A 26,022-nucleotide genomic window follows, 5' to 3' on the forward strand; every position below is an offset into this window, starting at 1 on the left:
GGTTTATCATGCTCCCGGAACATCGAGAAATATACTATACCCCAGTATACCTAGCATGGTGTGGAACCCAATGGCACATACCCTGAAGAGCAAGAAGCAACTGCTGACCCGGGTGCGCAAGATCAAAGGCCAGGCCGCTGCCCTGGAGACAGCGCTGGAGCAGGACAAGGACTGCCTGGCGATCCTGCAGCAGATCGCCGCCGTGCGCGGCGCGGTGAACGGGCTGATGGCCGAAGTGATGGAAGGGCATATCCGCGAACACCTGGTGGCGGACGGGCTAAGTGCCGAGCAACGGCAGGACGAGGCGGACAAGGTGGCGACGTTGCTGCGGTCGTACCTCAAGTAGCCGGTTGAAACGATCGGGGATACCCAGGGGGTAAACGTTCTTCACGGAGTGGTGGGAATTAGCAACCGGCGATGTGCTCGTCGGAAGATAGGCTCAAGGCTACCAGATGTCAGTCTTGAGTTTTGAGGTGATGCGTAAATCGAGCGCCGCCCGCGCGGCGCATCGCGAGCTGCGCTCGCTCCTACGTTTGTTTCGGGCCAGTAACGCCTATGACAGGCGCGCGCGACCGCCTTGTTTGTACGACGCGATATCAAGCCATGCGCCAAAGCGTTCGCGCGCAAATCCCCCAGGAATAATTGGCCCGAAACAAACGTAGGAGCGAGCGCAGCTCGCGATGCGCCGCGCGGGCGGCGCTCGATCTTGCAGGCACTAGAAAACCAAAGGTGAACACATACTAAGCCCACCAATACCGCACAAAGTGGAAGAACACCGGCGCGGCAAAGCACACCGAATCCATACGGTCGAGCATGCCGCCGTGGCCTTCGATCATGTACCCCCAGTCCTTCACCCCGCGGTCGCGCTTGATCGCCGACATCACCAGCCCGCCGAAGAAGCCCATGGCGTTTACCGCCAGCGCCATCAGCGCGGCCTGCCAGAAGGTGAACGGGGTGATCCAGCACAGCAGCGCGCCGATCAGGGTGGCCAGGGCCACGCCACCGGCCAGGCCTTCGACGGTCTTGGACGGCGACAGGTTGGGCGCCACCTTGTGCTTGCCGAACAGCTTGCCGCACACGTACTGCAGCACGTCGCTGATCTGCACCACCAGGATCAGCCAGGCGATCAGTAGCAGGTTGCGGCCCTCGTAACCCGGGATGTCCAGGGTCATCAATGCCGGCACCGATGACACGCAGTACACCGCGATCATCAGCCCCCACTGCACCTTCGAGGCGCGCTCGAGAAAGCGCGTGGTGTCGCCGCCGAAGCTGGCCAGGATCGGCAGCAACAGGAACAGGTACACCGGGATGAAGATGCTGAACAGGCCGTACCAGTCCATGGCGATCAGCACGTACTGCACCGGCAGTGCCACATAGAACGCCGCCACCAGTGCCGGGTAGTCACTGCGCCGGGTCGGGGTGAGGGTCATGAACTCGCGCAGGGCGTAGAACGATACGCCGTAGAACAGCACGATCACGCCGTACTTGCCGAACACAAAGGCGATGCCAATCACCAGCACCATCACCCACCAGGCGTTGATGCGGGCGTTGAGGTTGTCGATCACCGCGTGCGGGGCCGGGCCGGCGCGCCATTTGAGCAGGCGGCCGATCACGCTGGCGAGCAGCAGCAGGGCGCCGATGCCGGCGAACAGGGAAAGGGTGTTGTCGTCCATCTCAGGCATCCTTGGGGGCCAGGTTCAGCAGGGCCTGGCTGGCCCGCTCGAGGAAGGCTGGCTTGCTTTCATCCGGCTGCAGGTGCAGCGGTTCGCCAAAGCTCAATGTGCACAGCAACGGCAATGGCAGGGCGCGGCCCTTGGGCATCACCCGGTTCAGGTTGGCGATCCACACCGGCACCAGCTCGACGTCGGGGTTGGCTGCTGCCAGGTGGTACAGCCCACTCCTGAACGGCATCAGCGGCTCGTCGCCGAGATTGCGGGTACCCTCCGGGAAGAAGATCAGCGAGTCGCCCTGGGCCACGGCTTCGAGGATCGGCTGCAACGGGCTGCCCTGGCCGGCGCTGTGCTGTCGGTTGATCAGCACACCATTGAAGACCTTGCGGATAAGAAAATCGCGAATGCCCGGCCTGGCCCAGTAATCGGCACCGGCTACCGGACGGGTACGCTTGCGCAGCGGCTGTGGCAGCGAGGCCCACAGCAGTACGAAGTCGCCATGGCTGCTGTGGTTGGCGAAGTACAGGCGCTGCACTGGCAGCGGCGTACAACCCAGCCACAGGGCACGGGCGCCGGTGATCAGACGGGCGGCGGAAGTGATGAGGTAGGCGGTCAGGTTGGCGAGCATGGATCGGTAGTCATCCCTTCAAAGGCAGTGTCAGCAGGGTAGCCAGCGCCAGCGACAGCTGCAGGCCCAGGCACACTGCCTGGCGGCGTAACAGGGCCAGCGCGGCCTGGCTGCGGGCAGGCCAGGCGCGGGCGTCGGCGGCCTGCGGTTTGAGTTTCAGCTCGAACAAGGCGCGGTCCAGGGCCTGGGTGTCTGCCGCCAGGTCGCGGCTAGCGGCCAGGTAGGCGAACAGTTCGGCATCCACGGCGACGCGGATGGCCCAGTACTTGTGCAGTACGCCGAGTACCAGCAGCGCAATGCACAGCAGGCTGGCCAGCGGTTGCAACTGGGCAACCAGCAAGGGCGCCAGGCCGTAGGCCAGGGCCAGCAAGGTGAGGCCGTCCGACAGGCGTTCCAGTTGTTTGCCACGGCCCAGCAGGCTGGCCACCACATACAGCGTCATGGTTGTGTCCCTAGCTGTTGCAAGGCTTGGCGATGTGCGCTGTGCAGGACCACGCCGGGGCGGGCCTTGCGGATCAGCGCTTCGGCCTGGCGAGCATCACTGCAGCGGCCTGTGAGTACCAGCCAGGCGGCCACGGCGCTGGCGCTGCGCGAATAGCCCAGGGCGCAGCAGACCAGTACCGGGCCTTGGGAGCGCAGGCGTTCGATGGCGATGGCGGCCTGGTGCAGCAGTGGGCTTTCCGGGGCGATCAGGTCCAGGGTAGGAAAACATGCGTAGCCATGCGCTGCCTGACCGGCTGACGCGGACCCTGTGGGAGCGCCCTTTCGCGACACAAGGCCGCTCCCACAAGTGTCTGCGACAGGGCGGCCAACAATGCACGGTAGCTCTGCACACAAATCGACCACCGCAGCGAACTGCGCGCCATGCCCTGGAATCCGCCCCAGGTAGACGCCTTCACACACTTCATCCGCCTGCGGATGCCGCCAGGTCCATAGCCGCGAATTGACCCACGCCCCCACCAGGTACGGCGCCAGCAGCCAGCTGGCTGCATTCGACAAGCGCCCATCGGCGCCTTTCTGGAACCCGCCTGCGCCGAGCACGGCATAGTTCAGCGCCACCAAAACCAGCGACACGGCCGGCCAGCTCAACCACAGCCAGGTACCGCCGAACGTAACGGCAGGCACTGCGCACAGCAGCCCACCCACTGTATAGAACAACGCCAACCGCCAACGCTTGGCATCCCGCGCAAGGCTTACCTGCTGCCACGGCAGCGGCCCCCGATATGGCCACAACCAGACGCAGACAAACCCGGCCAATGCCCCTGTGGGAACATCGACGAAATGGTGCTGCCAGGTGGTCAGCACCGATACCCCGATCAGTGCCATCCAGCCGTGCATCAGCCAACGCCAGGGCTGGCGCTGCACGTGCCGGGCAAACATCGTCCAGATGATCACCAGCAGGGCAATATGCAGCGAAGGCGCCTGGTTGAACGGCTGGTCGAAGCCCATCAGCACATCGAACATCCAGCCGAATACCCCGCCCAGTTCCGGCCGCTCGAAGGTGAAGCGCAGCGGCCAGAGCAGGAAGCAGCTGACGCTGATCAGTTGCGCGGTGAGCAGCGCCAGCGCGTGCCGGTCCATTTCCTGGCGCGTGCGCGGCAGCAGGAAGGACAAGCCGTAGAGCAGGTCGATCGACCAGTACGGGATGATCGTCCACGGCCACAGCGGCATGTTGCGTTCCCAGCCAAACACCAGGCTGCCGACATCACTGCGCCCGGCCGTGTGATTGTTCGCCAACCCGTAGCTGAGGAAAAACAGCGGCCCCAGCAGCAGAAGCCAGAACACGCCTCGGCGGATCAGCCCTGGCTCGCGTGATGGGCTCATTCAGCGCACCCGTTGTGCCAGGCTGACGCTGAAAATGCCCCATTCATCGATGCGCTGGGCCAGCTTGCGGAAGCCCGCCGCCTCTACCAGCTGGTCCATTTCGGCCTGGCTGCGGCGGCGCATCACCCAGGCTTCGCCGCCGCGGTGGCTGGTGAGGGCGCGGGCGATCATTTCCAGTTGCGGGTGCCACGGCTGGCCGGTGTAGACCAGGTAGCCGCCATCCTCCAGCGCGTCCGCCAGGCCCGCCAGCGAGTTGCCCACCAACTGGTTGCTGGCGAACAGCTCGTACAAGCCGGAGACCACGGCCAGGGTCGGAGGTTGTTCCAGGGTGGCCAGGCTCTGGCGGTCGAAGGCATCGCCGTGGACGAAGCGGGCGATGTCGGCCAGGCCCTTTTCGGCGATCAGTGCGCTGCCTTGCTGCACGTTCAGTTCGCTGTAGTCGCGCAGCAGGACCGAGTCCGGCAGCTGTTCGAGTTCCTGCAGGGCCTCGAGGATGTAGCGGCCATGACCGGCGGCGATATCGACAATGTGCACCGGCCGTTGCTGTTCGCGCAGGTGGGCGATGGCCAGGCGCAGCAGTTCCTCTACGTGCAGCTTGCGCTGGCGGATGCCGCGCCAGCCGATGGCGTTGAGGTAGTTCTGGTCGACCAGGCGGCCGAGCTTGCCTTTGCCGGTCGGCTGGTTGCGGTACACGTAGTCGAGGGTACTGCCCGAATCGAAACCGGTGTCGAAACCCAGCTTCACCCCTTCGGACAGCCCTTTGCCCAGGCGTAGCCCGGCGCGGGTAGCACGCCAGTAAAGGTCGCGGGGCGAGTTGCGCGGTAGCGGTGCGGCCAGGCTTTCGGCCTCGGCGCAGCTGGTGCCGGTCTTGTCGGCATCGAGCAACGATGGCAGGGCGGCGGGGCTGGCGAAGCAATGTTCGACAAACCGCTCGATGCGCCGCAGGGCATGGGCCCGATCACGCTCGCCAAGGGTGTCATGGAAGAAGCCTGGCAGGATGTGCATTTCCTTGCGCGCACTGCCCAGGCGTTCGAAGAAGCGTTCCTGCGGCTGGCGTTCGACCACGAAGTCGGCACCGGATACCAGCAGCTGGGTCGGCAGCTGAATGGCCTGGGCGTCCGCCACCACCCGGTCGGCGGCTTCGTACAGGCCCAGCAGCATGGTCACCGAAATCGGCCGGCTGATCAGCGGGTCGGCCACGTACGACATGACCCGCTCAGGGTCGTGGGTAAGCAGGCGAGGCTTGACGTAGCTGTTGACGAAGAAGTTGCCGCGCAGGGCCTTCAGCAGCTTCAGGCCGGTGCGGGCGAACGGCACGTACAGTTTGACCTTGAACGCTGGCGAGGCCAGCACCAGGCAGCGCACCTTGGGCGCGTAGTCGTGGGCCCAGGTGGCGACCAGCACGGCCCCGACGCTCTGCGCCAGCACCACCAGGTCCTGTTCGGCGATACCGTGGCGGGCCTGGATATGCTCGATGAAGGTCTGCACATCGCGCACGCTGGTGGCGAACCCCGGGCTGTCGCCGCGCGCGCCCGGCGACTGGCCGTGGCCACGGGCATCCCAGGCGAAGAAATCGTAGCCTGGCATGTCCAGTTCATCGGCCAGGTGGGCCATGCGCCCGCCGTGTTCGTGACCGCGGTGGAACATCACCACGGCCCGGCGTGGCTGGTGTTGGTTGCGGGTGGCAGGCCAGTGACGGTAGTGCAGCTCGACGCCGTCATGGGTGGAGAAGTGCAGCGCTTGCGCTTGGCGCATGGTCGACATCCTTTTGCGACGGCAGTGGGCTCAGCGGGTTTCGGCCAGCCCTTGGCGAACCCGGTTGTAGAGGGTATAGAGCGAGAGTGCGAGGATGACCAGCAACAAGCCGTTGACCCAGGTGCCGTTCAGCAGGCCGAAGGCGACACCGGTGCCCAGCACACCGAAGGCAAAGGCCCGGTCGCTCTTGCCCATGGGCCCGTCGTAGCGCCTTGAAGCGCCGGCCAGCGGGCCCATGACACCGGCGTATTCGCTGAAGGTGGCGCTGAGCACTACGAGTACCACCAAGGTTGGCGAGACACCGACCAGCAGGGCGAAGGGCAGGTACAGCGCGGCGTCGGCGATCACGTCGCAGAGTTCGTTGAGGTAGGCGCCGAGGGTGGATTGCTGGCCGAATTCCCGGGCGAGCATGCCGTCGACGGCGTTCAGCGCCATGCGCAGCAGCATCCAGACCGGTACCAGGATGAACAGCCAGGTGAGATGGGGCAGGGCGGCCAGCAGCAGGCCCAGCAGGATTGACAGCAGGGCCGCGGCGACGGTGACCTGGTTGGCGCTGACACCGCGGTCGTAAAGGCGCTGGACTGCTGGGCGGAGCAGGGCCTGGAAGCGCGGTTTGAGCTGGTAGATCGATGCCACTGGAAAGTCCTTTTCGGTGGGTCGTTAGGGCACCATTGTGTGTGAGCATTCTTCGCGGGTAAACCCGCTCCCACAGGTACTGTGTCAATCTGAGAGACAGCGCATACCTGTGGGAGCGGGTTCACCCGCGAACACGGGCGAAGCCCGTGCCATCCAGTCCGTCAGCGGGTGAGGGTGGTTACCAACCCTGCGGCATACCCCGGCAATGCCGCAAAATCCCGTGCACATACCAGCAACCGACGGTTGGCCCATGGTTCCGTCAGCGCCACCCAGTGCAACGGCAGCACCCCCTGCCAACGCTTCACCGCGGCCAGCGGCACCACCCCCACCCCGGCCCCGCCCGCGACCATGCGGATCACCCCATCGAACCCCTCGGCCCGCACCCGAACCCGCATGCGCCGCCCTTCGCGCAGCGCCTGCTCTTCCAGGTACAACGCCAATGCACTACTGGCCCCCAGGCCGACATAGCCATGGGCCAGGCTATCGATGAAGCTGGGTGCGACCTCGCTGGCCAACGGGTGGCGCAGCGGCGTTACCAGCACCAGCGGGTCGTCGCGAAACGGCCGGGTCTGCAGGTGCTCGCTGGGGGCAGCGGTGGACACGATGCCCAGGTCTGCCATGCCCTGGGTAATCGACTGCACGATGCGCAAGCTCGGCAACTCCTGCACATCCACGCTGACCCCGGGGTTTTCAGCCAGGTAGCCGGCCAGCAGTTCCGGCAGGTACTCCGTGAGCGCCGCCGTGTTGCACAGCAGGCGTACCTGGCCCTGCTGCCCTTGCGCGTACTGGCCCAGGTCGAACTGCAGGCGTTCGACCTGCTGCGTTATCAACCGGGCATGCTGCAGCAGCGCCTGCCCGGCCGGAGTTGGTTGCACGCCACGGCGATTGCGGTCCAGCAAAGGGATGCCCAGCGATGCCTCCATGGCACGGATGCGCGCACTGGCTGCCGCCAGTGACAGATGGCTGCGGCTGGCGCCGGCGGTGATGTTGCCGCACTCCAGGGTGTGCTGGAACAGCCTGAGGTCGGTCAGGTCGAAATGCATGTGGCTCTGTCCTGGCAAGAGTCTGGCTGAGTATATGGCAGATTTTCAGCCTGGCCGGCGCACGCCATCATCGGCCCATGAATACCTTGCTAGCTTTCTACCAGAACATTGGCCCAGCGCTGTCGCTGCTGGTGGTAATGACCTTCCTGCTGGCCGGCGCGGTGAAAGGGGTGATCGGCCTCGGCCTGCCGACCATCGCCATGGGCCTGCTGGGCCTGGCTATGCAACCGGCGCAGGCTGCGGCGTTGCTGATCGTGCCCTCGACCCTCACCAATCTGTGGCAGCTGGCCAGCGGCGGGCACCTGCGGGAGTTGCTGGTGCGCCTGGGGCCAATGCTGGCGATGATCTTCGTCGGTACCGTGCTCGGCAGCGCCTGGCTGGGGATCAACAGCGGCCCGTGGGCCGTGCATGCACTGGGCGCGGCCTTGCTGGTGTATGCGCTGTACGGGCTGGTCGGCCCGGGCTTGCACCTGGCGCCGGGGCGGGAGCGTTGGCTGGGGCCGCTTTGCGGGCTGGTTACGGGCGTGGTCACGGCAGCGACCGGGGTATTCGTGATGCCGGCGGTGCCCTACCTGCAGAGCCTGGGCTTGAGCCGGGAGCAGATGATCCAGGCCCTGGGCCTGTCGTTCACGGTTTCGACGCTGGCCTTGGCCATTGGCCTGGCCGGGCAGGATGCCCTGGGTGGCCAGGCACTGGGTGCTTCGCTGCTGATGCTGGCGCCGGCCTTGCTCGGCATGCTGGCCGGCCAGTGGCTGCGTCAGCGCATCAGTGCGTTGCTGTTCAAACGGTGCTTCTTCATCGGCCTGGCCGCACTCGGCGGCCATCTGCTGATCAGCGGCTAGCGCTTGAGGCGCTGAGCATGTCGATCATCTGGATGTCGAAATCGCGCTCCAGGTAGTCCATGCGCTTTTCGAAGAACGCGGTCATGTGCGGCAGTGCCGAATGCACATCCAGCGCGGCCTTGTCGGCCCACACCTCGAAGAATACGAACAGGCTCGGGTCCTGCTTGTCGCGCAGCATGTGGTACTCGATGCAGCCCGGCTCCTGGCGGCTTGGCTCGACGTAGGCGCGGAACAGGGTTTCGAACGCTTCAGCCATTTCCGGGCGGGTCTTGGCTTTGAGGATGAAGGCGTACTGCTCACTCATGGGTCGCTACTCGGTGATGGGAGGTGATGCGATTCTAATGCAATAATGTGTTGTTTATTCGTGACTTGAAGTCAATTGTATTTTGCCCCTGCATGCCTGTATCCCGTGCCCGCGAGCCCCTAACCTGCCGGCCTGAATTTTCCGCGAGGCGCGCATGAAAAAGATCCTTTTGCTCAACGGTGGTAAACAGTTCGCTCATTCCGATGGTCGCCTCAACGCGACCTTGCATGAAGCGGCCATCGCTCATCTGGACCGGGCCGGGTTCTATGTGCGCCAGACCTTCATCGACGGTGGCTATGACGCCCGGGAAGAAGTGGAGAAGTTCCTCTGGGCCGATGTGGTGATCTACCAGATGCCAGGCTGGTGGATGGGCGCGCCATGGACCGTAAAGAAATACGTCGATGACGTGTTCACTGCAGGCCACGGCAGCCTGTATGCCAACGATGGCCGTACCCGTGCGGACCACTCGCAGAAGTACGGCAGCGGTGGCCTGGTGCATGGCAAGCAGTACATGCTTTCGCTGACCTGGAATGCGCCGCAGCAGGCATTCGACGACCCGAGCGATTTCTTCGAGGGCAAGGGTGTGGATGCGGTGTATTTCCCGTTCCACAAGGCCAACCAGTTCCTCGGCATGACCGGGCTGCCGACTTTCCTGGCGGTGGATGTGATGAAGCGGCCGGATGTGCCGGCTGCCTTGGCGGCCTATGAGGCGCACCTGGACAAGGTATTCGGCAAGGCACGGTAAGGTTCTACCTGTGCCGGCCTCTTCGCGGGTAAACCCGCTCCCACAGGTACTCCACAGTCTTTGAGAACCGTGCAGCACTTGTGGGAGCGGGTTCACCCGCGAAGAGGCCCGTACAGGCACCGCTGGACTTGGCCTCGACAAGCGGCTATCTAATCCCTGCAGAGACCAACCACAGGCGCAGATGTGAAAACCCGATCCGAAGAACTCCAGGTATTCGTCGCCGTCATCGACAGCGGCTCGATTTCCGCCGCTGCCGAGCAGATAGGCCAGACCCCGTCTGCCGTCAGCCGCACCCTGTCGCGCCTGGAGGGCAAGCTGGGCACCACGCTGGTCAACCGTACTACCCGGCGCATGGACCTGACCGAGGAGGGCCGTTTCTTCCTCGACCGCGCGCGGCTGATCCTGGAGCAGATGGACGAGATGGAAGAGCGCCTGTCGATGAACCGCCAGACCCCCACCGGGCGCCTGCGCATCAACGCTGCCGCGCCGTTCATGCTGCATGCCATCCTGCCGTGGATCGGCGAGTTCCGCCGCCAATACCCTGGCATCGAACTGGAGCTCAATACCGACGACCTGATCATCGACCTGCTGGAGCAGAGCACCGATGTGGCGATTCGCATCGGCGAACTGGCCGACTCCAGCCTGCACGCGCGCAGCCTGGGGTGCAGCCCGGTACAGGTGCTGGCCAGCCCGGCCTACCTCGAACAGCACGGCACACCGCAGCGGGTCGAGGAGCTGGCCAACCACTGCCTGCTCGGCTTCAGCCAGCCCGAATCGCTCAACCACTGGCCTCTGCGCCATGCCCAGGGTGACCGCTGGAGCATCCGCCCGTCGCTGATCGCCTCCAGCGGCGAAACCTTGCGCCAACTGGCGCTGGCCGGCGAGGGCATTGTCAGCCTGTCGCACTTCATGACCCACGAGGACATCCGCACCGGGCGCCTGCAGGTGTTGCTGAGCGAAGCCAACAACGGCTACCGCCAGCCGATTCATGCGGTGTATTACCGCAACACCCAGCTGGCGCTGCGTATCCAGTGTTTCCTCGATTTCATCCAGCGCAAGTTGGCGATGTACGCCAGCTGAGTTGCCTGAACGCGACAGATCCTGTCCACAGGCGGCGAAACTTCCTGCGGTTGATTGCACAGTCGAAGCGCTTCGGCCTTACTGAACGCTCAACAAAAACAACACCAAGGAAGTGTCATGCGTATTGTTCCGTTCCAGTACCTTGCCCTCGCAGCCGCGATCCTGAGCGGTTCCTCGGTTTATGCCGCCTCCCTGGAGGGCGGCGCGGTGGCTGCGCCTGATCAATATGGTGCACAGGTGGCCGCCGACATCCTCAAGAAAGGCGGCAACGCGGTGGATGCGGCAGTGGCCACGGCGTTCACCCTGGCGGTGACTTATCCGGAGGCCGGCAACATCGGCGGTGGCGGGTTCATGACCCTGTTCGTCGACGGCAAACCCTACTTCCTCGACTACCGCGAAGTCGCGCCCAAGGCCGCCACGCGCAACATGTACCTGGACGACAAGGGTGAGGTCATCGAGAACCTCAGCCTGGTCGGGGCACGCGCTGCTGGCGTACCTGGCACGGTGATGGGGTTGTGGGAGGCGCACCAGAAGTTCGGCAAGCTGCCCTGGAGCGAACTGCTGACCCCGGCCATCGGTTATGCGAAAAACGGCTTCAAGGTGGCGGCAAAGCAGTACCAGTACCGCAACGATGCCCAAGGCATGTTCAAGACCGCGACCAATTTCAACGACTACTTCGGCAACATGAAGGTTGGCGAGCTGTTCAAGCAACCGGAAATGGCCCAGACCCTGGAGCGCATTGCCGACAAGGGTGTGAGCGAGTTCTACCAGGGCAAGACCGCCGACCTGCTGGTGGCGCAGATGCAGGCCGACAAGGGCCTGATCACCAAGCAAGACCTCCAGGACTACAAGGCCGTATGGCGTGAGCCGATGGCCGTGAGCTGGCGTGGCAACGTGGTCTATACCGCGCCACCACCTAGCTCCGGTGGCGTCGCCCTGGCCCAGCTGCTGGGCATCAAGGAAAACCGCGCGGCGGACTTCAAGGGGGTGGCGCACAACTCGGCGCAGTACATCCACCTGTTGGCCGAGATCGAGAAGCGCGTATTCGCCGACCGCGCCGACTACCTCGGCGACCCGGCCTTCACCAAAGTGCCTGTGGACCAGCTGGTGGCCAAGGACTACCTGGCCAAGCGCGCCGCGCAGGTCAACCCGAAAGCGATTTCCGACACTGACCAGGTCAAACCGGGCCTGGAGCCGCACCAGACCACGCACTTCTCGATCGTCGACAAACAGGGCAATGCGGTCAGCAACACCTACACCCTCAACCTCGACTACGGCAGTGGTGTGGTGGTGAAAGGCGCCGGCTTCCTGCTCAACGACGAGATGGACGATTTCAGCGCCAAGCCGGGGGCGGCGAATGCCTTTGGCGTGGTGGGCGGCGATGCCAATGCCATTGCGCCGGGCAAGCGCATGCTGTCGTCCATGAGCCCCAGCCTGATGACCCGCGATGGCAAGGTCGAACTGGTCATCGGTACCCCGGGTGGCTCGCGGATCTTCACTTCGATCTTCCAGGTGATGAACAACCTGTACGACTACGGCATGCCGCTGGACAAGGCAGTGGCGGCACAACGTGTGCACCATCAGTTGCTGCCCAAGGACACCATCTATTTCGACAGCTACGCACCCCTGACCGGGCCTGTGGCTGATGAACTGAAGAAGATGGGCTATGTGCTGGAGGACCAGGGCTGGGAGATGGGGGATATCCAGGCGATCCGGGTGGATGGGACGAAACTGGAGACCGCTTCCGATCCGCGTGGGCGTGGGGTAGGGATGATCGTCAAGTAATACCTGTTCCATCGCTGGGAGGGCTGTGCCCTCCTTTCGCGACACAAGCCCGCCCCCACAAAGACCTGCGTACGCCGATCAATGTGGGAGCGGCCTTGTGTCGCGATGGGCCGCAAAGCGGCCCCGAATTCCAGGATCAGACGCGGAACTGGCTGACCAGCGTCTGCAACTGCCCACCCAACCGCGCCAGCTCCACGCTGGATGCCGCCGTCTCGTCACTGGCCGCCGCCGTCTGCTCCGACACGTCGCGCACATTCAGGATGCTGCGGCTGATCTCCTCCGCCACCGCACTCTGCTGCTCCGCCGCTGCGGCAATCTGCTGGTTCATCGACTGGATGCTCGATACCGTGCTGGTGATGCTCTCCAGCGAAGCCCCGGCCTTGCGCGCCAGCTCGACGCTGCTGTCGGTCAGGGTGCGGCTGCCGTGCATGGCCGTAGCCACTTGCTGGGTGCCGTGCTGCAGGCTGGCGATCAGCTCTTCGATCTCTTCGGTGGATTTTTGCGTGCGCTGGGCCAGGCCGCGCACTTCATCGGCGACCACGGCAAAGCCACGCCCGGCCTCGCCGGCACGCGCCGCTTCGATCGCCGCGTTCAGCGCCAGCAGGTTGGTCTGTTCGGCCACCGACTTGATCACGTCCATCACGCTGCCGATCTTCTGGCTTTCCTGCTGCAGCAGGTTCATGGCCTCGGTGGAGCGGTGCATGTCTTCGGCCAGGCGCTCGATCTGGCCAATCGCCTCACCCACCACGCGGTCGCCGGCACGGGCTTCGTCATCGGCACCGGTGGCAGCATGCGATGCCTGCTCGGCATTGCGCGCCACCTCCTGAACGGTGGCCGCCATTTCGTGCATGGCGGTGGCCACCTGGTCGGTCTCGACCTTCTGGCTGTTGGCGCCGGCGCTGGTCTGCTCGGTCACCGCCGACAGTTCCTCGGCGGCGCTGGCGATCTGGGTGACGCCGTCGCGGATGCCGCTGATCAGCTCGCGCAGGGTGCTGCCCATGCGCGCGATGCCCTGCTGCAGCACGCCCAGTTCGTCGCGGCGGGTAACCCGCAACTGCTGGGTGAGGTCGCCGCTGGCGATCTTTTCCACCGCCACCAGGGTGTCGCGCAGCGGGCGGGTGATCTGCCGGGTGATCAGCACTGCCGCCAGTACGCCGACCAGCAGCGCCAGCAGCGTGGCGATGGTCTGCAGGCTGCGCGCCTGAGTGCTCTCGATGTCGCGGCGCTGCAGCTGGATCTGGTACAGCGCGTCGCTGCGCTTGACGATGTCGGCACCCTGTACGGTCATTTCGGCGCGCGCAGTGGTGATGTTGGCGACTGCATCGCGGAACTGGCGCACGGCGTCACGGTAGGCCAGCACCGAGCCTTCGAACTGTTGCACGCGCGTGTCTTCGGCGGGCAGCTGGCGCTTGAGGTTGTCGATTTCGGCCAGGGCCGCGTCCAGCTGGCGCAGGGCGGCCTGCTCGTTGGTGGCGCTGTTGTCGGCGATGTAGCCGCGGACGTCGATGCGTACCTGCAGCAGTTGCTGGCGAGCCTTGCTGATCAGCTGGTACTGGGCCAGGCGCACGCTGTCGGCTTCGGGGCGTGCCATGACTTCCTGGCTGAGGATGTCCATGGCCTGGTCGGCGCGGCTGGCCGAGCCGTCCATGGCCGTGCGCGCGGTGCGGGTGGCGTCGTAGCCCTGGCGCATTTTGTTCAGCGACACCTTGTAGGCGCTGATGGTTTCGCCCAGCTCACCCAGCAGCTTGATGTTTTCCGGGCTCTTGAAGGTGCTGGCCAGGTAGGCCTGCTGCTTGCTGAAGGCGTCCAGCTTGGCCTGGGTGTTGGCGGCGGCGGCATCGTCGCCGTTGGCGATCATGTACTGCAGGCGCGCAATACGCAGGTCGGTCAGGTCCTTGTTGAGCTGGCCGATATCGCCCATCCAGTTGCTGCGGTCGATCAGGCTGCCCAGGCTGGTCCAGCCGGTCAGGGCCAGCAGGCCGGTGAGAATCAGTACCAGGCCGAAGCCCAGGCCGAGTTTGAGGTTGACGCTGATGTTGGCGAACCAGTTGTTCATGCACGCTCTCCAGAAATTTTTTTCGCTCGCTTGATCGTCGATCGCCAGGCGTTGTTGTTCTGGATGCCTGCTGACTCGTGCAGGGGTTATCGGCAGTGATGGGGGAAGCTGAAACGCTTTTTCAGCAGATTTGTAACTGACTTGATTGGGGCTGCATGGCAGCCCCATGAAGCCTTAGAGGTTGCGCGCACTGAAGGTATCGCAGCGGTTCACCTCACCCTCGGCAAACCCGGCCTTGAACCAGCGCACCCGCTGCGCCGAGGTGCCATGGGTGAAGGAGTCCGGCACCACGCGGCCGCGGCCCTGCTGCTGCAGGCGGTCATCGCCAATGGCATTGGCCGCGTTCAGCGCCTCTTCGACGTCACCCGGCTCCAGCCAGTTCAGGCGCTTCTGCGCCTGGTAGGCCCATACGCCGGCCAGGCAGTCGGCCTGCAGCTCCTGGCGCACCAGCAGGCCGTTGTCGCCTTCCATGCGCTGGCCACTGCGGCGCGCGGCATCGACCTTGGCCGACACGCCCAGCAGGGTTTGCACATGATGGCCGATTTCGTGGGCGATCACGTAGGCCTGGGCAAAGTCGCCGGCGGCGGCGAAGCGGGTTTCCATTTCGCGGAAGAACGACATGTCCAGGTAAACCCGCTGGTCCGCCGGGCAGTAGAACGGCCCCACCGCCGCCGAGGCAAAGCCACAGGCCGAATTGACCTGGCCGCTGAACAGCACCAGCTTGGGGTCGCGGTACTGCTTGCCGCCCTCGGCGAACAGGGCTTTCCAGGTGTCTTCGGTATCGCCCAGGATCGAGGCGACGAACTCGGCCTGCTGGTCGTTGGCCGGCGGGGCCTTGCCACCCGCACCGCTGGGCACCTGCTGTTGCTGCTGCTCCATCTGGCCGGCGAGCTGGCCGAGAATCTGCAACGGGTCCTGGCCGGTGAGCCAACCGATGCCGACAATCAGCAGCACTGCGCCAAGCCCCAGCCCCTTGCCGCCGCCGAAACGCATGCCGCCGCCACCACCTTCACCTCGGGCATCGACCACATTGTCGCTGCGTCGGCCTTTTCGCCATTCCATGAATGTTCTCCGGAGCTTGAAACAAGAAGGCAAAGATTAGTCCACGACAGCGGCGAGTGTCAGGCCAAGGTGTTTATCCATAACCAAATGGTTATGTTTGAAATGCCTGATTTCAATATTCATTGCGCGCTACCTGCCTGAAACTGCATGTGGGAGCGGGCTTGCCCGCGACAGGGTTTCGTAGAAGCCCCCCTCGCATTTCCATAATTCCAAGAGAGGAAACCGGCATGCCCGCCCAGGACAACAGCCGCTTTGTGATCCGTGATCGCAACTGGCACCCGAAAGCCCTTACGCCTGACTACAAGACGTCCATTGCCCGCTCGCCGCGCCAGGCGCTGGTCAGCATCCCGCAGTCGATCAGCGAAACCACCGGTCCGGACTTTTCCCACCTGGGCTTCGGCGCCCATGACCATGACCTGCTGCTGAACTTCAATAACGGCGGCTTGCCGATCGGCGAGCGCATCATCGTCGCCGGCCGTGTAGTCGATCAGTACGGCAAGCCAGTACCGAACACCCTGGTGGAAATGTGGCAGGCCAACGCCGGCGGCCGCTACCGTCACAAGAACGACCGCTACCTGGCACCGCTGGACCCGAACTTCGGTGGCGTCGGCCGCTGCCTGACCGACCGTGACGGCTACTACAGCTTCCGCACCATCAAGCCGGGCCCGTACCCATGGCGCAACGGCCCGAACGACTGGCGCCCGGCGCACATCCACTTCGCCATCAGTGGCCCGTCGATCGCCACCAAGCTGATCACCCAGCTGTACTTCGAGGGTGACCCGCTGATCCCGATGTGCCCGATCGTCAAGTCGATCGCCAACCCGCAAGCCGTGCAGCAGTTGATCGCCAAGCTCGACATGAGCAACGCCAACCCGATGGACTGCCTGGCCTACCGCTTCGACATCGTGCTGCGTGGCCAGCGCAAGACCCACTTCGAAAACTGCTGAGGACCCCGCCATGCCAATCGAACTGCTGCCGGAAACCCCTTCGCAGACCGCCGGCCCCTACGTGCACATCGGCCTGGCCCTGGAAGCGGCCGGCAACCCGACCCGCGACCAGGAAATCTGGAACCGCCTGGCCAAGCCGGATGCGCCCGGCGAGCATATTCTGCTGATCGGCCATGTGTATGACGGCAATGGCCACCTGGTGCGGGACTCGTTCCTGGAGCTCTGGCAAGCCGACGCCAACGGTGAGTACCAGGATGCCTACAACCTGGAAAACGCCTTCAACAGCTTTGGCCGCACGGCTACCACCTTTGACGCGGGTGAGTGGACGGCGCATACGGTGAAGCCAGGCGTGGTGAAAAACGCCGCCGGTGTGCCAATGGCACCGCACATCAACATCAGCCTGTTTGCCCGGGGGATCAACATCCACCTGCACACGCGCCTGTATTTCGATGATGAGGCCGAGGCCAATGCCAAGTGCCCGGTGCTCAACCTGATCGAGCAGCCGCAGCGGCGCGAGACCCTGGTGGCCAAGCGTTGTGAGGTGGACGGGAAGACGGCGTATCGCTTCGATATCCGTATTCAGGGGGAAGGGGAGACAGTCTTCTTCGACTTCTGATTCAAGCCACTGGGGCTGCTCTGCAGCCCATCGCGACACAAGGCCGCTCCCACATTGATCGGCGTACGCAGGCCTTTGTGGGAGCGGCCTTGTGTCGCGAAAGGGCCGCCAAGCGGCCCCGGCAATCTACCGGTCAACGCCGAACCAGCAGAACCCCACTTTCCATGTGGTGGGTATAAGGGAACTGGTCAAACAATGCACACCGCTCGATGCGGTGGGTGTCGTGCAACTGGGCAATGTTCGCTGCCAGTGTCTCCGGGTTGCACGAGATGTACAGGATCCGCTCGAAACGCCGGGTCAGCTCGCAGGTATCCGGATCCATCCCCGCCCGCGGCGGGTCGACGAACACCGTACCGAACGCGTAGCTCTTCAGGTCGATGCCTTCCAGTCGGCGGAACGGTCGCACCTCGTTCAGTGCCTGGGTCAGCTCTTCTGCCGACAGGCGCACCAGCCGCACGTTATCCACAGCGTTCTCGTCGAGGTTGCTCAGCGCGGCATTGACCGAGGTCTTGCTGATTTCCGTGGCCAGCACCTGGCGCACGCGAGTGGCCAGCGGCAGGGTGAAGTTGCCGTTGCCGCAGTACAGCTCCAGCAGGTCGTCGTCACGCTCGCCAATGGCCTCGAAGGCCCACCTCAGCATCTTCTGGTTCACCGCGCCGTTGGGCTGGGTGAACGCGCCTTCCGGCTGGCGATAGCTGAACACACGGCCAGCGACGTCGAGCTTTTCCACCGCGTAGTCACGGCCGATCACCAGGCGCTTGCCCTTGGAGCGGCCAATGATGCTCACGCCCAGCTCTTCGGCCAGTTGCCGTGCGGCCACTTCCCAGGCCTCGTCCAGCGGGCGGTGGTAGCACAGGGTGACCATGGCATCGCCGGCCAGGGTGGTGAGGAACTCCACCTGGAACAGGCGGTTGCCCAGTTCCTCGCTGGCCTGCCAGGCCGCCTTCAGGCGTGGCATCAGTGCATTGATGCGCTGGCTGGCGATGGGGAAGTCGTCGATCAGGATCGCCTTGTGCTTCTCGCCCGGGGCGAACATGGCGTAGTGGCGCTGGCCGTCTTCGCGCCACAGGCGGAACTCGGCGCGCAGGCGGTAATGCTCGCGCGGCGAGTCGAAAACAGCCGGCTCCGGCGCGGCGAACGGCGCCAGCAGCTCGCGCAGCCGGGCCACCTTGGCGTCCAGCTGGGTGGCGTAGGAGGAGGGGTCGAAAGCAGCACTCATGCGTTGAACCAGCCCAGCTTGATGACGAACAGGATGGAAAGGATCACCAGGGCCGGGTTCAGGTCGCGGTGGCGGCCGGAGATCAGCTTGACGGCGGTCCAGGAAATGAAGCCGAAGGCGATGCCGTTGGCGATCGAGTAGGTCAGCGGCATGGCCAGGGCGGTCACTACCACCGGTGCGGCTTCGGTGACGTCGTCCCAGTTTATTTCCGCCAGGCCCGAGGCCATCAGCACCGCGACGAACAGCAGCGCCGGGGCAGTGGCGAAGGCTGGCACGCTACCGGCCAGCGGGGCGAAGAACAGCGCCAGCAGGAACAGTACCGCGACCACGATGGCGGTCAGGCCGGTGCGGCCACCGGCGCTCACGCCCGCGGCAGATTCGATGTAGCTGGTGGTGGTCGAGGTGCCCAGCAGGGAGCCGGCCATGGCTGCAGTGCTGTCGGCGATCAGGGCACGGCCCATCTTCGGCATGTGCCCGTCCTTGCCCATCAGCCCGGCGCGCTTGGCCACGCCGATCAGGGTGCCAGAGTTGTCGAACAGGTCGACGAACAGGAAGGCGAAGATCACGCTGATCAAGCCCACGTCCAGCGCGCCGGCGATGTCCAGTTGCAGGAAGGTCGGGGCCAGCGATGGCGGCATCGAGACCACGCCGCCGAATGGTGTCACGCCCATCAGGATCGAGGCGATGGTTACGGCGAGAATGCCGATCAGCACGGCGCCGCGCACTTTCAGCGACTCCAGGCCGACGATCAGGAAGAAGCCCAGGGTGGCGAGGATCGGTGCTGGCTGCTTGAGGTCGCCCAGGCCCACCAGGGTAGCCGGGTTATCGACGACGATGCCCGCGTTATGCAGAGCAATCAGCGCCAGGAACAGGCCGATACCCGCCGCAATGGCCGAACGCAGCGGCAGCGGGATGCTGTTCACGATCCATTCGCGGATGCGGAAGATCGACAGCAGGAAGAACATCACCGCTGACAGGAACACCGCGCCCAGCGCCACTTGCCAGGTGTGGCCCATGTGCAGGACCACGGTGTAGGTAAAGAACGCGTTCAGGCCCATGCCCGGCGCCAGGGCGATCGGGTAGTTGGCGATCAGGCCCATGGTCACCGAGCCGATGGCCGCGGCCAGGCAGGTGGCGACGAAGATCGCACCCTTGTCCATGCCGGTCTCGCCGAGGATGCTCGGGTTGACGAACAGGATGTAGGCCATGGCCAGGAAGGTGGTGACGCCCGCGAGAATCTCGGTGCGCACATTGGTGTTGTGTGCTTTCAGTTGAAACAGCCTTTCCAGCATGCCCGCTCCCAAGGCGCCCCCGGCGCCATGAATGTATCGACCCCATCAGCAAAGCACAGACCGTACCGGTTGCCGTGGTTTTGTGTGGGGCGGAAAAAAGCCGCGCATCATACCAGCATGCTTGGCGGGGGCCTATCGCCGTTGGGGAATGGTAATTTTTTCCCTGTGCCGGCCTCTTCGCGGGTGAACCCGCTCCCACAGGTACCCCACCAGGCCTGATGGCGACGCGCTCCTGGTGGGAGCGGGTTTACCCGCGAAAGGGCCGGTACAGGCTACAGATCAACCGTTATGCAACCGATCTCGCTTGGCCAGTGTGGGGAACAGTCTTATCCACACCCCAGTCACCACTAAAGTGCCCACTCCGCCCAGTACCACCGCCGGCACCGTCCCAAACCAGTGCGCCGTAACCCCCGATTCGAACTCGCCGAGCTGGTTCGAGGCACCAATGAACAAGCCGTTCACCGCGCTCACCCGCCCGCGCATTTCGTCCGGCGTCTCCAGCTGCACGAAGGCGCCGCGGATGACCATGCTGATCATGTCCGCCGCGCCCAGCACAACCAGTACTGCCAGCGAGAACCAGAACGAGGTCGACAGGCCAAAGGCGATGGTCGCCACGCCGAACACGCCCACTGCCGTGAACATGGTCCGCCCAACGTTGCGCTCGAACGGGAAGCGCGCCAGCCACAGCGACATCAGCAACGCTCCCACCGCTGGCGCCGAGCGCAGCAGGCCCAGGCCCAGCGGGCCGGTCAGCAGGATGTCCTTGGCGAACACCGGCAGCAGCGCGGTGGCCCCGCCCAGCAGTACGGCGAACAGGTCCAGCGAGATGGCGCCCAGAATGTCGGGCCGGCTACGGATGAAGCGGATACCGGCCAGCAGCGATTCGATGCTGGCGCGCCCGCGCTGGGCCACCTGGCCGCGTGCCTGCAGGCTCAAGGTCAGGACACAGGCGATGGCGTACAGGGCTACGGTGGGGCCGTATACCCAGATGCTGCCGAAGGCATACAGGAAACCGCCCACCGCCGGTGCCACGATGGTTGCCGTCTGGGTGGCCGAGGCTGAAGCCGCCACCGCGCGCGGGAACAGACCGGCCGGTACCACGTTGGGCAGCAGCGCCTGGGTCGCCGGCATTTCGAACGAACGCGTGGCACCGAGCAGGAAGGCGAGGGCGAAGATCAGCTCGCGGGTGACGTTGTCGGTTGCGCTGCCCAGCGCCAGTGCCAGGGCTATCAGCCCCTGCAGGCTCTGGCACAGCGCTGCGACCTTGCGCCGGTCATAGCGGTCGGCGACATGCCCGGTGTGCAGCATGAACAGCACCCGAGGGGCGAACTCGACCAGGCCGACCAGGCCCAGGTCCAGCACATTGCCGGTCAACTGGTAGAGGTGCCAGCCAATGGCCACGGTAAGCATCTGGAAGCCGCTGGCGGTGAACACGCGGGCCAGCCAGAAGGCCAGGAAAGGGCGGTGGTGACGCAACAACTGCGGTGCGGAATCGGACATCGGAAACCAGGGGCCTCGGCGCAGTAGAGGGGGGCGCAGCGTATCATCTGTTTGTAACAACCGGTTACTGTTTGCCGGGGTCGGCACTTTTTCACGCGTCAGGAAAGGGGGTGGGGCAACGGGTCACGCGGCAATCAACCACACGGCCCGTCAGGCCATTCAGGACTATGCTTCCTAGCAATCGTTGATCTGGATCAATCGTTCCAGATGTAACGATCGGGCCCTCGGGCCGAAATCCCTGCGATCGAACAGAACAATTCCAACGCGCCGCACTCGACTACCGTGGGGGCAGTGGGCGACGGGGCCAGCGGCCCGGACGCCGGATTATCTGAAGAGGAAGCACCATGTTCGGAATAGAGGCCTTGGAACTCGCCCGAATGCAGTTTGCCTTTACCGTGTCGTTTCATATCCTGTTCCCGGCCATCACCATTGGCCTGGCGAGCTACCTGGCAGTCCTCGAAGGCCTCTGGCTGCGGACCAATAACCAGGTCTACCGTGACCTTTATCACTTCTGGTCGAAAATCTTCGCCGTCAACTTCGGCATGGGCGTGGTTTCCGGGTTGGTCATGGCCTACCAGTTCGGCACCAACTGGAGCCGCTTCTCCGACTTCGCCGGCGCCATTACCGGCCCGCTGCTCACTTACGAGGTGCTGACCGCGTTCTTCCTCGAGGCCGGCTTCCTGGGGGTCATGCTGTTTGGCTGGAACCGCGTCGGCCGTGGCTTGCACTTCTTCTCCACGGTGATGGTGGCGCTTGGCACACTGGTCTCGACCTTCTGGATCCTCGCCTCCAACAGTTGGATGCAGACCCCACAAGGCCACGAGATCATCGATGGCCGGGTGGTGCCGGTGGACTGGCTGGCAGTGGTGTTCAACCCCTCGTTCCCCTACCGCCTGGCGCACATGGCCACTGCCGCGTTCGTCTCCACTGCCTTCTTCGTCGGTGCCTCGGCGGCCTGGCACCTGCTGCGCGGGCGTGACAACCCGGCGGTGCGCAAGATGCTGTCGATGGCCATGTGGATGGCGCTGATCGTCGCCCCGATCCAGGCGGTGATCGGTGACTTCCATGGCCTCAACACGCTCAAGCACCAGCCGGTGAAGATCGCCGCGATCGAAGGCCACTGGGAGAACGTGCCCGGCGAGCCGACCCCGCTGATCTTGTTCGGCATCCCCGACATGCAGGCCGAAACCACCCGCTTCAAGCTCGAGATTCCGGCACTCGGCAGCCTGATCCTGACCCACAGCCTGGACAAGCAGGTGCCGGCGATGAAGGAGTTCCCGCCCGAAGACCGGCCTAACTCGACCATCGTCTTCTGGTCGTTCCGGATCATGGTCGGGCTGGGTTTCCTGATGATCTTCGTCGGCCTGTGGAGCCTCTGGCTGCGCAAGCGCGGCACGCTCTACACCTCGCGGCCGTTCCTGTACCTGGCCCTGTGGATGGGGCCTTCCGGGTTGATCGCGCTGCTGGCCGGCTGGTTCACCACCGAAATCGGCCGCCAACCCTGGGTGGTGTATGGCCTGATGCGCACGGCAGACGGTGTGTCGAACCACAGTTATGCCCAGCTCGGCTTCACCCTGGTGGCCTTCGTGGTGGTGTACTTCGCCCTGTTCGGCACCGGCCTTGGCTACATGATGCGCCTGGTGCGCAAAGGGCCGCAGACCGGTGAGGGTGACGAGCACAGCCCCGGTGGCCCAGGCACCAAACGCACGCCGGCGCGGCCGCTGTCCGCCGCCGATGATGGCCGAGAGGCCAACTCCGCCAGCCTGAGCAAGGGGAACTGAACCATGGGTATCGACCTTCCGCTGATCTGGGCCGTGATCATCATCTTCGGCGTCATGATGTATGTGGTGATGGATGGTTTCGACCTGGGGATCGGCATGCTCTTCCCGTTCGTCAAGGGCGAGCATGACCGCGATGTGATGATGAACACCGTCGCCCCCGTGTGGGACGGCAACGAAACCTGGCTGGTGCTGGGCGGTGCCGGGCTGTTCGGGGCATTCCCGATGGCTTATTCGGTAGTGCTGGAGGCCCTGTACCTGCCATTGATCCTGATGCTGATCGGCCTGATCTTCCGCGGCGTGGCCTTCGAGTTCCGCTTCAAGGCCAAGGCCGACAAGCGCCATATCTGGGACAAGGCGTTCATCTGGGGTTCGCTGATTGCCACTTTCTTCCAGGGCGTGGCGCTGGGCGCCTTCCTCGAAGGCTTCAAGGTGGTCGACCGGCATTTCGCCGGCGGCACACTTGACTGGCTGACCCCGTTCAGCCTGTTCTGCGGCCTGGGGCTGATCGTTGCCTACACCCTGTTGGGCTGCACCTGGCTGATCATGAAGACCGAAGGGGCGCTGCAGCAGAAGATGCACGACATCGCCCGGCCGTTGGCGCTGGTGCTGCTGGTGGTGATCGGCATCGTCAGCCTGTGGACACCGATCGCCTACCCGCAGATTGCCGAGCGCTGGTTCAGCATGCCTAACCTGGTCTGGTTCATGCCGGTGCCGCTGCTGGTGCTGGTAACCTTCTACGGGTTGCTCAAGGCGGTGGCGCGCAATGCCCACTACACGCCGTTCCTGCTGACGTTGGTGCTGATCTTCCTTGGTTACAGCGGCCTGGGCATCAGCCTGTGGCCGAATATCATCCCGCCGTCGATCTCGATCTGGGACGCTGCGGCGCCACCGCAGAGCCAGGGCTTCATGCTGGTGGGCACCCTGTTCATCCTGCCGTTCATCCTCATGTATACCTTCTGGAGCTATTACGTGTTCCGCGGCAAGGTTACCCATGAAGACGGCTATCACTAGGAGGGCCGCATGATGACCGGCAAGCATGGTTTGGACGAGAAGAAACCCCTGTGGCAGCGGCTGGGTTGGCTGCTGCTGATCTGGGCGATGAGCGTGGCGGCTCTGGGTGTGGCGGCCTGGGTGATGCGCCTGTTCATGGGGGCAGCGGGGTTGACTACCCATTGAGGTAAGCCTGTTCTGGCCCTATCGCCGGCAAGCCAGCTCCCACAGGTAACGCACTGTCCTTGAATGCAGTGCCGTACCTGTGGGAGCTGGCTTGCCGGCGATAGGGCCGGTACAGGCTTACTTGCGGGCTTTCAGGATAACGAACTTGGGCGTTGCGGCCACCTGCTCAACCCCACGGAACAACCGCGCCAGCTTGCTGTGATAGCCCAGGTGCCGGTTACCCACGATATACAGCGCACCGCCCACCACCAGCGCTTCCCGCGCCTGCTGGAACATGCGCCAGGCGAGGAAGTCACCCACTACCTGCTGCTGGTGGAACGGCGGGTTGCACAGCACCACGTCCAGCGACTGCTTCTCCACCCCCGCCAACCCATCGGCTGCCTCGAACACCGCCGGGCGCTCACCCAGCGCGGCCTGCCAGTTCTCTTGTGCCGATTGCACCGCCATGTACGACTCGTCGACCAGGGTGTACTGGGCATCCGGGTTGTCCAGGGCGCTGGCTATCGCCAGCACGCCGTTGCCGCAACCCAGGTCCGCCACCCGCGCACGGCCCAGTTCGCGGGGCAGGTGCGGGAGGAACGCCCGGGTGCCGATGTCCAGACCCTCACGGCAGAACACGTTGGCGTGGTTGACCAACTCCAGCGCCGGCGTGTCAAGACGGTAGCGGCTAGGGTAGGGCGAGCGGGCGACAGGCCGTTCGGCCACCGTTGCTGTCAGCAACCGAGCCTTTTTTTGTGCCAGCGAGGCCTGCACCGGGCCGATGTACTTCTCCATAAGGTCACCTGCCGCTCGTGGCAGGTGCTTGATCATCGCCCCGGCAATCACCTGTGCACCGGGCGCCAGGTGGCCTTGCAGGCGGATCAGCTGTTCTTCGAGCAGGGCCAGGGTCTTGGGCACGCGCACCAGCACCCGGTCGAACGGGCCTTGCCAGTGTTCGCTGGCCGGTACGAACGGCACGCTGTCAAACGGCAGGCCATTGCGTGTCAGGTTCTTTTCCAGGGCCAGGTGCGCCAGGTGCGAGTCGCCACTGCTGACCACCTGCAGCTTGCCCGCCAGGCTGGCGGCCAGGGCGCCAAAGCTGTCATTGAGCACCAGCACCCGGCAGTTGGCCGCGGGGGCCTGTTCGTGCAGCTGCGCAAGCAGGTACTCGTCGGCGGCATCGAAAGCCTGCAGCGGGTCGTTGGCCTGTTCCGGCTGGCGGATCAGGTCGAGTTCGGCGTAGGGGGTGGTCAACAGGGGCATGGCGTCTGGCTCGGGTACGAAACTGCCCGTTGCGGTTCGCTCCGGGCTTTGCCGGGCGATTCTACAGGGCTTTGCCCAAGGTCGCAGGTTTGAAGGTCAGATCCAGCCACGCAGGGCGGCGATGGCGATGGCGCCGGCCTTGTTGGCGGCGTTGGTCTTGGTGATGACACTGCGGATATGGAAGTTCACCGTGCTTTGCGACAGCGACAGGATGCAGGCCACGTCGGCGGCGGTCTTGCCGGCGGCCGACCATTTCAGCACTTCAAGTTCCCGATCGCTCATTTTCGGCGCCGGCGGGCACAGTGCATTGAGGTGGTGTTCGCCAAGCACCGCATGCAGGGTGTGGCACAGCCACTGCACGTTGCCGGCCTTGCCGTAGAGCTCTGCCATATTGATGCTGCCGGCAGGCCTGGCCACGCTGATCTGGCTTTCGTTGTGATGCAGATCGTGCAGCGACTGTGTCCAGCCATGGCGCAGACCGTGCTGGCAGGCGATTTCACGAAACTGCGGGGCTTCACGATACAGCTCGTCGGTCCATTGCACTGGCATGGTCGAGGTGTGGCTCAGGTATGCGGCCGCGTCCTGCTTGTAGAGCTCGTCGCCCTGATAGCGCTCGATCCAGCCGCTCGGGTAATTGCTGTAAAGGTACAGTCTGGGTGTTTGCGTGGCGATCTGGATGCGAATGTTCAGCCCGAGATATTCCATGCCCAGGTCCTGTGCCAGGCAAACCGCGATGTCGAACAGCTTCCGTGGGCTGCGTTCGCTGGCAAACGTATGAAGATGCTCGGGTTTCCAGTGAAGCATCTGAACAACTCCTTG

At 64.4% G+C, this 26,022-nt stretch carries 25 protein-coding genes; 10 read left to right on the top strand and 15 right to left on the bottom strand.

Going from position 1 to position 26,022, the window contains the following annotated elements:
• Positions 1-70: 70 nt before the first annotated feature.
• Complete coding sequence (locus ACIQYU_RS13845; protein ID WP_063913427.1) at positions 71-346, top strand: metal/formaldehyde-sensitive transcriptional repressor; 276 nt, start codon at positions 71-73, stop codon at positions 344-346.
• Between the two features lie 394 nt (positions 347-740).
• On the opposite strand, the gene ACIQYU_RS13850 is transcribed toward ACIQYU_RS13845, so the two are convergent.
• The 7 genes from ACIQYU_RS13850 to ACIQYU_RS13880 form a co-directional block, all read right to left on the bottom strand.
• Positions 741-1,673, bottom strand: coding sequence for a phosphatidate cytidylyltransferase (locus ACIQYU_RS13850; protein WP_402800418.1), 933 nt, complete (start codon positions 1,671-1,673; stop codon positions 741-743).
• Position 1,674: 1 nt separating this feature from the next.
• Positions 1,675-2,298 carry a lysophospholipid acyltransferase family protein gene (locus tag ACIQYU_RS13855; protein WP_087503209.1) on the bottom strand — a complete coding sequence of 208 codons (624 nt, stop codon included), beginning with the start codon at positions 2,296-2,298 and terminating at the stop codon, positions 1,675-1,677.
• Between the two features lie 10 nt (positions 2,299-2,308).
• A complete protein-coding gene (locus tag ACIQYU_RS13860; protein WP_207837859.1) occupies positions 2,309-2,740 on the bottom strand; it encodes a hypothetical protein in 432 nt (143 codons plus the stop codon).
• Positions 2,737-4,122 (bottom strand): phosphatase PAP2/dual specificity phosphatase family protein, encoded by a 1,386-nt coding sequence (locus ACIQYU_RS13865; RefSeq protein ID WP_233687089.1) that lies wholly within the window; start codon positions 4,120-4,122, stop codon positions 2,737-2,739. The genes ACIQYU_RS13860 and ACIQYU_RS13865 overlap by 4 nt, the downstream gene beginning before the upstream one ends.
• Entirely contained in the window at positions 4,123-5,877 is a 1,755-nt protein-coding gene (locus ACIQYU_RS13870) for a bifunctional alpha/beta hydrolase/class I SAM-dependent methyltransferase (RefSeq protein WP_233687088.1), read from the bottom strand. It lies immediately after the preceding gene.
• Positions 5,878-5,907: 30 nt separating this feature from the next.
• Entirely contained in the window at positions 5,908-6,513 is a 606-nt protein-coding gene (locus ACIQYU_RS13875; RefSeq protein ID WP_207837854.1) for a CDP-alcohol phosphatidyltransferase family protein, read from the bottom strand.
• Positions 6,514-6,674: 161 nt separating this feature from the next.
• A complete protein-coding gene (locus tag ACIQYU_RS13880; protein WP_402800425.1) occupies positions 6,675-7,556 on the bottom strand; it encodes a LysR family transcriptional regulator in 882 nt (293 codons plus the stop codon).
• Between the two features lie 77 nt (positions 7,557-7,633).
• Between ACIQYU_RS13880 and ACIQYU_RS13885 the strand changes: the two genes are divergently transcribed.
• Positions 7,634-8,398: a sulfite exporter TauE/SafE family protein gene (locus tag ACIQYU_RS13885; RefSeq protein WP_207837847.1), complete on the top strand. Its 765-nt coding sequence runs from the start codon at positions 7,634-7,636 to the stop codon at positions 8,396-8,398.
• Here the strand turns inward: ACIQYU_RS13885 and ACIQYU_RS13890 are convergent.
• Positions 8,388-8,702, bottom strand: a complete 315-nt coding sequence (locus tag ACIQYU_RS13890; protein ID WP_063913418.1) for a putative quinol monooxygenase — start codon at positions 8,700-8,702, stop codon at positions 8,388-8,390. The two genes, ACIQYU_RS13885 and ACIQYU_RS13890, sit on opposite strands and share 11 nt — an antisense overlap.
• A gap of 154 nt (positions 8,703-8,856) precedes the next feature.
• Between ACIQYU_RS13890 and ACIQYU_RS13895 the strand changes: the two genes are divergently transcribed.
• The 3 genes from ACIQYU_RS13895 to ggt all read left to right on the top strand — a co-directional run bounded on the left by ACIQYU_RS13895 (position 8,857) and on the right by ggt (position 12,312).
• The gene (locus ACIQYU_RS13895; RefSeq protein ID WP_402800430.1) at positions 8,857-9,447 is read left to right on the top strand and encodes an NAD(P)H-dependent oxidoreductase; all 591 of its coding nucleotides are present in this window, start codon (positions 8,857-8,859) and stop codon (positions 9,445-9,447) included.
• 183 nt (positions 9,448-9,630) lie between these two features.
• Positions 9,631-10,527, top strand: coding sequence for a LysR family transcriptional regulator (locus ACIQYU_RS13900; protein WP_233687085.1), 897 nt, complete (start codon positions 9,631-9,633; stop codon positions 10,525-10,527).
• A gap of 117 nt (positions 10,528-10,644) precedes the next feature.
• Positions 10,645-12,312: a gamma-glutamyltransferase gene (ggt, locus tag ACIQYU_RS13905; RefSeq protein ID WP_207837841.1), complete on the top strand. Its 1,668-nt coding sequence runs from the start codon at positions 10,645-10,647 to the stop codon at positions 12,310-12,312.
• Positions 12,313-12,448: 136 nt separating this feature from the next.
• Here ggt and ACIQYU_RS13910 read toward each other — a convergent pair whose 3' ends face one another.
• Positions 12,449-14,536, bottom strand: a complete 2,088-nt coding sequence (locus tag ACIQYU_RS13910; protein WP_402800435.1) for a methyl-accepting chemotaxis protein — start codon at positions 14,534-14,536, stop codon at positions 12,449-12,451.
• Between the two features lie 6 nt (positions 14,537-14,542).
• A complete protein-coding gene (locus tag ACIQYU_RS13915; RefSeq protein ID WP_207837835.1) occupies positions 14,543-15,430 on the bottom strand; it encodes a neutral zinc metallopeptidase in 888 nt (295 codons plus the stop codon).
• 227 nt (positions 15,431-15,657) lie between these two features.
• Between ACIQYU_RS13915 and pcaH the strand changes: the two genes are divergently transcribed.
• Together pcaH and pcaG are read left to right on the top strand one after the other, a co-directional pair.
• Positions 15,658-16,377 carry a protocatechuate 3,4-dioxygenase subunit beta gene (gene pcaH / locus ACIQYU_RS13920; protein WP_003251597.1) on the top strand — a complete coding sequence of 240 codons (720 nt, stop codon included), beginning with the start codon at positions 15,658-15,660 and terminating at the stop codon, positions 16,375-16,377.
• Positions 16,378-16,387: 10 nt separating this feature from the next.
• Complete coding sequence (pcaG, locus tag ACIQYU_RS13925) at positions 16,388-16,993, top strand: protocatechuate 3,4-dioxygenase subunit alpha (RefSeq protein WP_046616363.1); 606 nt, start codon at positions 16,388-16,390, stop codon at positions 16,991-16,993.
• 133 nt (positions 16,994-17,126) lie between these two features.
• Here the strand turns inward: pcaG and trmA are convergent, their stop codons facing one another.
• From trmA to ACIQYU_RS13940, 3 genes are all read right to left on the bottom strand, one after another.
• Complete coding sequence (trmA, locus tag ACIQYU_RS13930; RefSeq protein ID WP_402800439.1) at positions 17,127-18,212, bottom strand: tRNA (uridine(54)-C5)-methyltransferase TrmA; 1,086 nt, start codon at positions 18,210-18,212, stop codon at positions 17,127-17,129.
• Positions 18,209-19,504, bottom strand: coding sequence for an NCS2 family permease (locus tag ACIQYU_RS13935; RefSeq protein WP_233687084.1), 1,296 nt, complete (start codon positions 19,502-19,504; stop codon positions 18,209-18,211). Before ACIQYU_RS13935 ends, trmA begins: the two co-directional genes overlap by 4 nt.
• Positions 19,505-19,783: 279 nt before the next feature.
• On the bottom strand, positions 19,784-21,004 hold the full coding sequence (locus ACIQYU_RS13940; RefSeq protein ID WP_207838223.1) for an MFS transporter: 1,221 nt from the start codon (positions 21,002-21,004) through the stop codon (positions 19,784-19,786).
• Between the two features lie 344 nt (positions 21,005-21,348).
• Between ACIQYU_RS13940 and ACIQYU_RS13945 the strand changes: the two genes are divergently transcribed.
• The 3 genes from ACIQYU_RS13945 to ACIQYU_RS13955 are packed head-to-tail and all read left to right on the top strand — an operon-like array spanning position 21,349 to position 23,961.
• Positions 21,349-22,785: a cytochrome ubiquinol oxidase subunit I gene (locus ACIQYU_RS13945; RefSeq protein WP_233687083.1), complete on the top strand. Its 1,437-nt coding sequence runs from the start codon at positions 21,349-21,351 to the stop codon at positions 22,783-22,785.
• A gap of 3 nt (positions 22,786-22,788) precedes the next feature.
• Positions 22,789-23,796, top strand: a complete 1,008-nt coding sequence (gene cydB, locus ACIQYU_RS13950; RefSeq protein WP_063913408.1) for a cytochrome d ubiquinol oxidase subunit II — start codon at positions 22,789-22,791, stop codon at positions 23,794-23,796.
• 9 nt (positions 23,797-23,805) lie between these two features.
• Positions 23,806-23,961 (top strand): DUF2474 domain-containing protein, encoded by a 156-nt coding sequence (locus tag ACIQYU_RS13955; RefSeq protein ID WP_085626848.1) that lies wholly within the window; start codon positions 23,806-23,808, stop codon positions 23,959-23,961.
• Between the two features lie 117 nt (positions 23,962-24,078).
• Here the strand turns inward: ACIQYU_RS13955 and ACIQYU_RS13960 are convergent, their stop codons facing one another.
• Positions 24,079-25,203 carry a methyltransferase gene (locus tag ACIQYU_RS13960; protein WP_402800444.1) on the bottom strand — a complete coding sequence of 375 codons (1,125 nt, stop codon included), beginning with the start codon at positions 25,201-25,203 and terminating at the stop codon, positions 24,079-24,081.
• 96 nt (positions 25,204-25,299) lie between these two features.
• Positions 25,300-26,007: an autoinducer binding domain-containing protein gene (locus tag ACIQYU_RS13965; protein WP_207836546.1), complete on the bottom strand. Its 708-nt coding sequence runs from the start codon at positions 26,005-26,007 to the stop codon at positions 25,300-25,302.
• Positions 26,008-26,022 lie beyond the last annotated feature (15 nt).

It is taken from the genome of Pseudomonas sp. NPDC096925 (genome assembly GCF_044762545.1).
GTDB lineage: Bacteria > Pseudomonadota > Gammaproteobacteria > Pseudomonadales > Pseudomonadaceae > Aquipseudomonas.

Excerpts from the sequence above, each read along its gene's own strand:
- pcaH (WP_003251597.1), top strand. The coding sequence starts at position 15,658 with ATGCCCGCCCAGGACAACAGCCGCTTTGTGATCCGTGATCGCAACTGG.
- ACIQYU_RS13965 (WP_207836546.1), bottom strand. The coding sequence starts at position 26,007 with ATGCTTCACTGGAAACCCGAGCATCTTCATACGTTTGCCAGCGAACGC.
- ACIQYU_RS13890 (WP_063913418.1), bottom strand. The coding sequence starts at position 8,702 with ATGAGTGAGCAGTACGCCTTCATCCTCAAAGCCAAGACCCGCCCGGAA.
- ACIQYU_RS13910 (WP_402800435.1), bottom strand. The coding sequence starts at position 14,536 with ATGGGGCTGCCATGCAGCCCCAATCAAGTCAGTTACAAATCTGCTGAA.
- ACIQYU_RS13880 (WP_402800425.1), bottom strand. The coding sequence starts at position 7,556 with ATGCATTTCGACCTGACCGACCTCAGGCTGTTCCAGCACACCCTGGAG.
- pcaG (WP_046616363.1), top strand. The coding sequence starts at position 16,388 with ATGCCAATCGAACTGCTGCCGGAAACCCCTTCGCAGACCGCCGGCCCC.
- ACIQYU_RS13860 (WP_207837859.1), bottom strand. The coding sequence starts at position 2,740 with ATGACGCTGTATGTGGTGGCCAGCCTGCTGGGCCGTGGCAAACAACTG.
- ACIQYU_RS13955 (WP_085626848.1), top strand. The coding sequence starts at position 23,806 with ATGATGACCGGCAAGCATGGTTTGGACGAGAAGAAACCCCTGTGGCAG.
- ACIQYU_RS13855 (WP_087503209.1), bottom strand. The coding sequence starts at position 2,298 with ATGCTCGCCAACCTGACCGCCTACCTCATCACTTCCGCCGCCCGTCTG.
- ACIQYU_RS13850 (WP_402800418.1), bottom strand. The coding sequence starts at position 1,673 with ATGGACGACAACACCCTTTCCCTGTTCGCCGGCATCGGCGCCCTGCTG.
- ACIQYU_RS13845 (WP_063913427.1), top strand. The coding sequence starts at position 71 with ATGGCACATACCCTGAAGAGCAAGAAGCAACTGCTGACCCGGGTGCGC.
- ACIQYU_RS13915 (WP_207837835.1), bottom strand. The coding sequence starts at position 15,430 with ATGGAATGGCGAAAAGGCCGACGCAGCGACAATGTGGTCGATGCCCGA.
- ggt (WP_207837841.1), top strand. The coding sequence starts at position 10,645 with ATGCGTATTGTTCCGTTCCAGTACCTTGCCCTCGCAGCCGCGATCCTG.
- ACIQYU_RS13960 (WP_402800444.1), bottom strand. The coding sequence starts at position 25,203 with ATGCCCCTGTTGACCACCCCCTACGCCGAACTCGACCTGATCCGCCAG.
- ACIQYU_RS13935 (WP_233687084.1), bottom strand. The coding sequence starts at position 19,504 with ATGCTGGAAAGGCTGTTTCAACTGAAAGCACACAACACCAATGTGCGC.
- ACIQYU_RS13940 (WP_207838223.1), bottom strand. The coding sequence starts at position 21,004 with ATGTCCGATTCCGCACCGCAGTTGTTGCGTCACCACCGCCCTTTCCTG.
- ACIQYU_RS13885 (WP_207837847.1), top strand. The coding sequence starts at position 7,634 with ATGAATACCTTGCTAGCTTTCTACCAGAACATTGGCCCAGCGCTGTCG.
- ACIQYU_RS13870 (WP_233687088.1), bottom strand. The coding sequence starts at position 5,877 with ATGCGCCAAGCGCAAGCGCTGCACTTCTCCACCCATGACGGCGTCGAG.
- cydB (WP_063913408.1), top strand. The coding sequence starts at position 22,789 with ATGGGTATCGACCTTCCGCTGATCTGGGCCGTGATCATCATCTTCGGC.
- ACIQYU_RS13895 (WP_402800430.1), top strand. The coding sequence starts at position 8,857 with ATGAAAAAGATCCTTTTGCTCAACGGTGGTAAACAGTTCGCTCATTCC.
- ACIQYU_RS13945 (WP_233687083.1), top strand. The coding sequence starts at position 21,349 with ATGTTCGGAATAGAGGCCTTGGAACTCGCCCGAATGCAGTTTGCCTTT.
- trmA (WP_402800439.1), bottom strand. The coding sequence starts at position 18,212 with ATGAGTGCTGCTTTCGACCCCTCCTCCTACGCCACCCAGCTGGACGCC.
- ACIQYU_RS13865 (WP_233687089.1), bottom strand. The coding sequence starts at position 4,122 with ATGAGCCCATCACGCGAGCCAGGGCTGATCCGCCGAGGCGTGTTCTGG.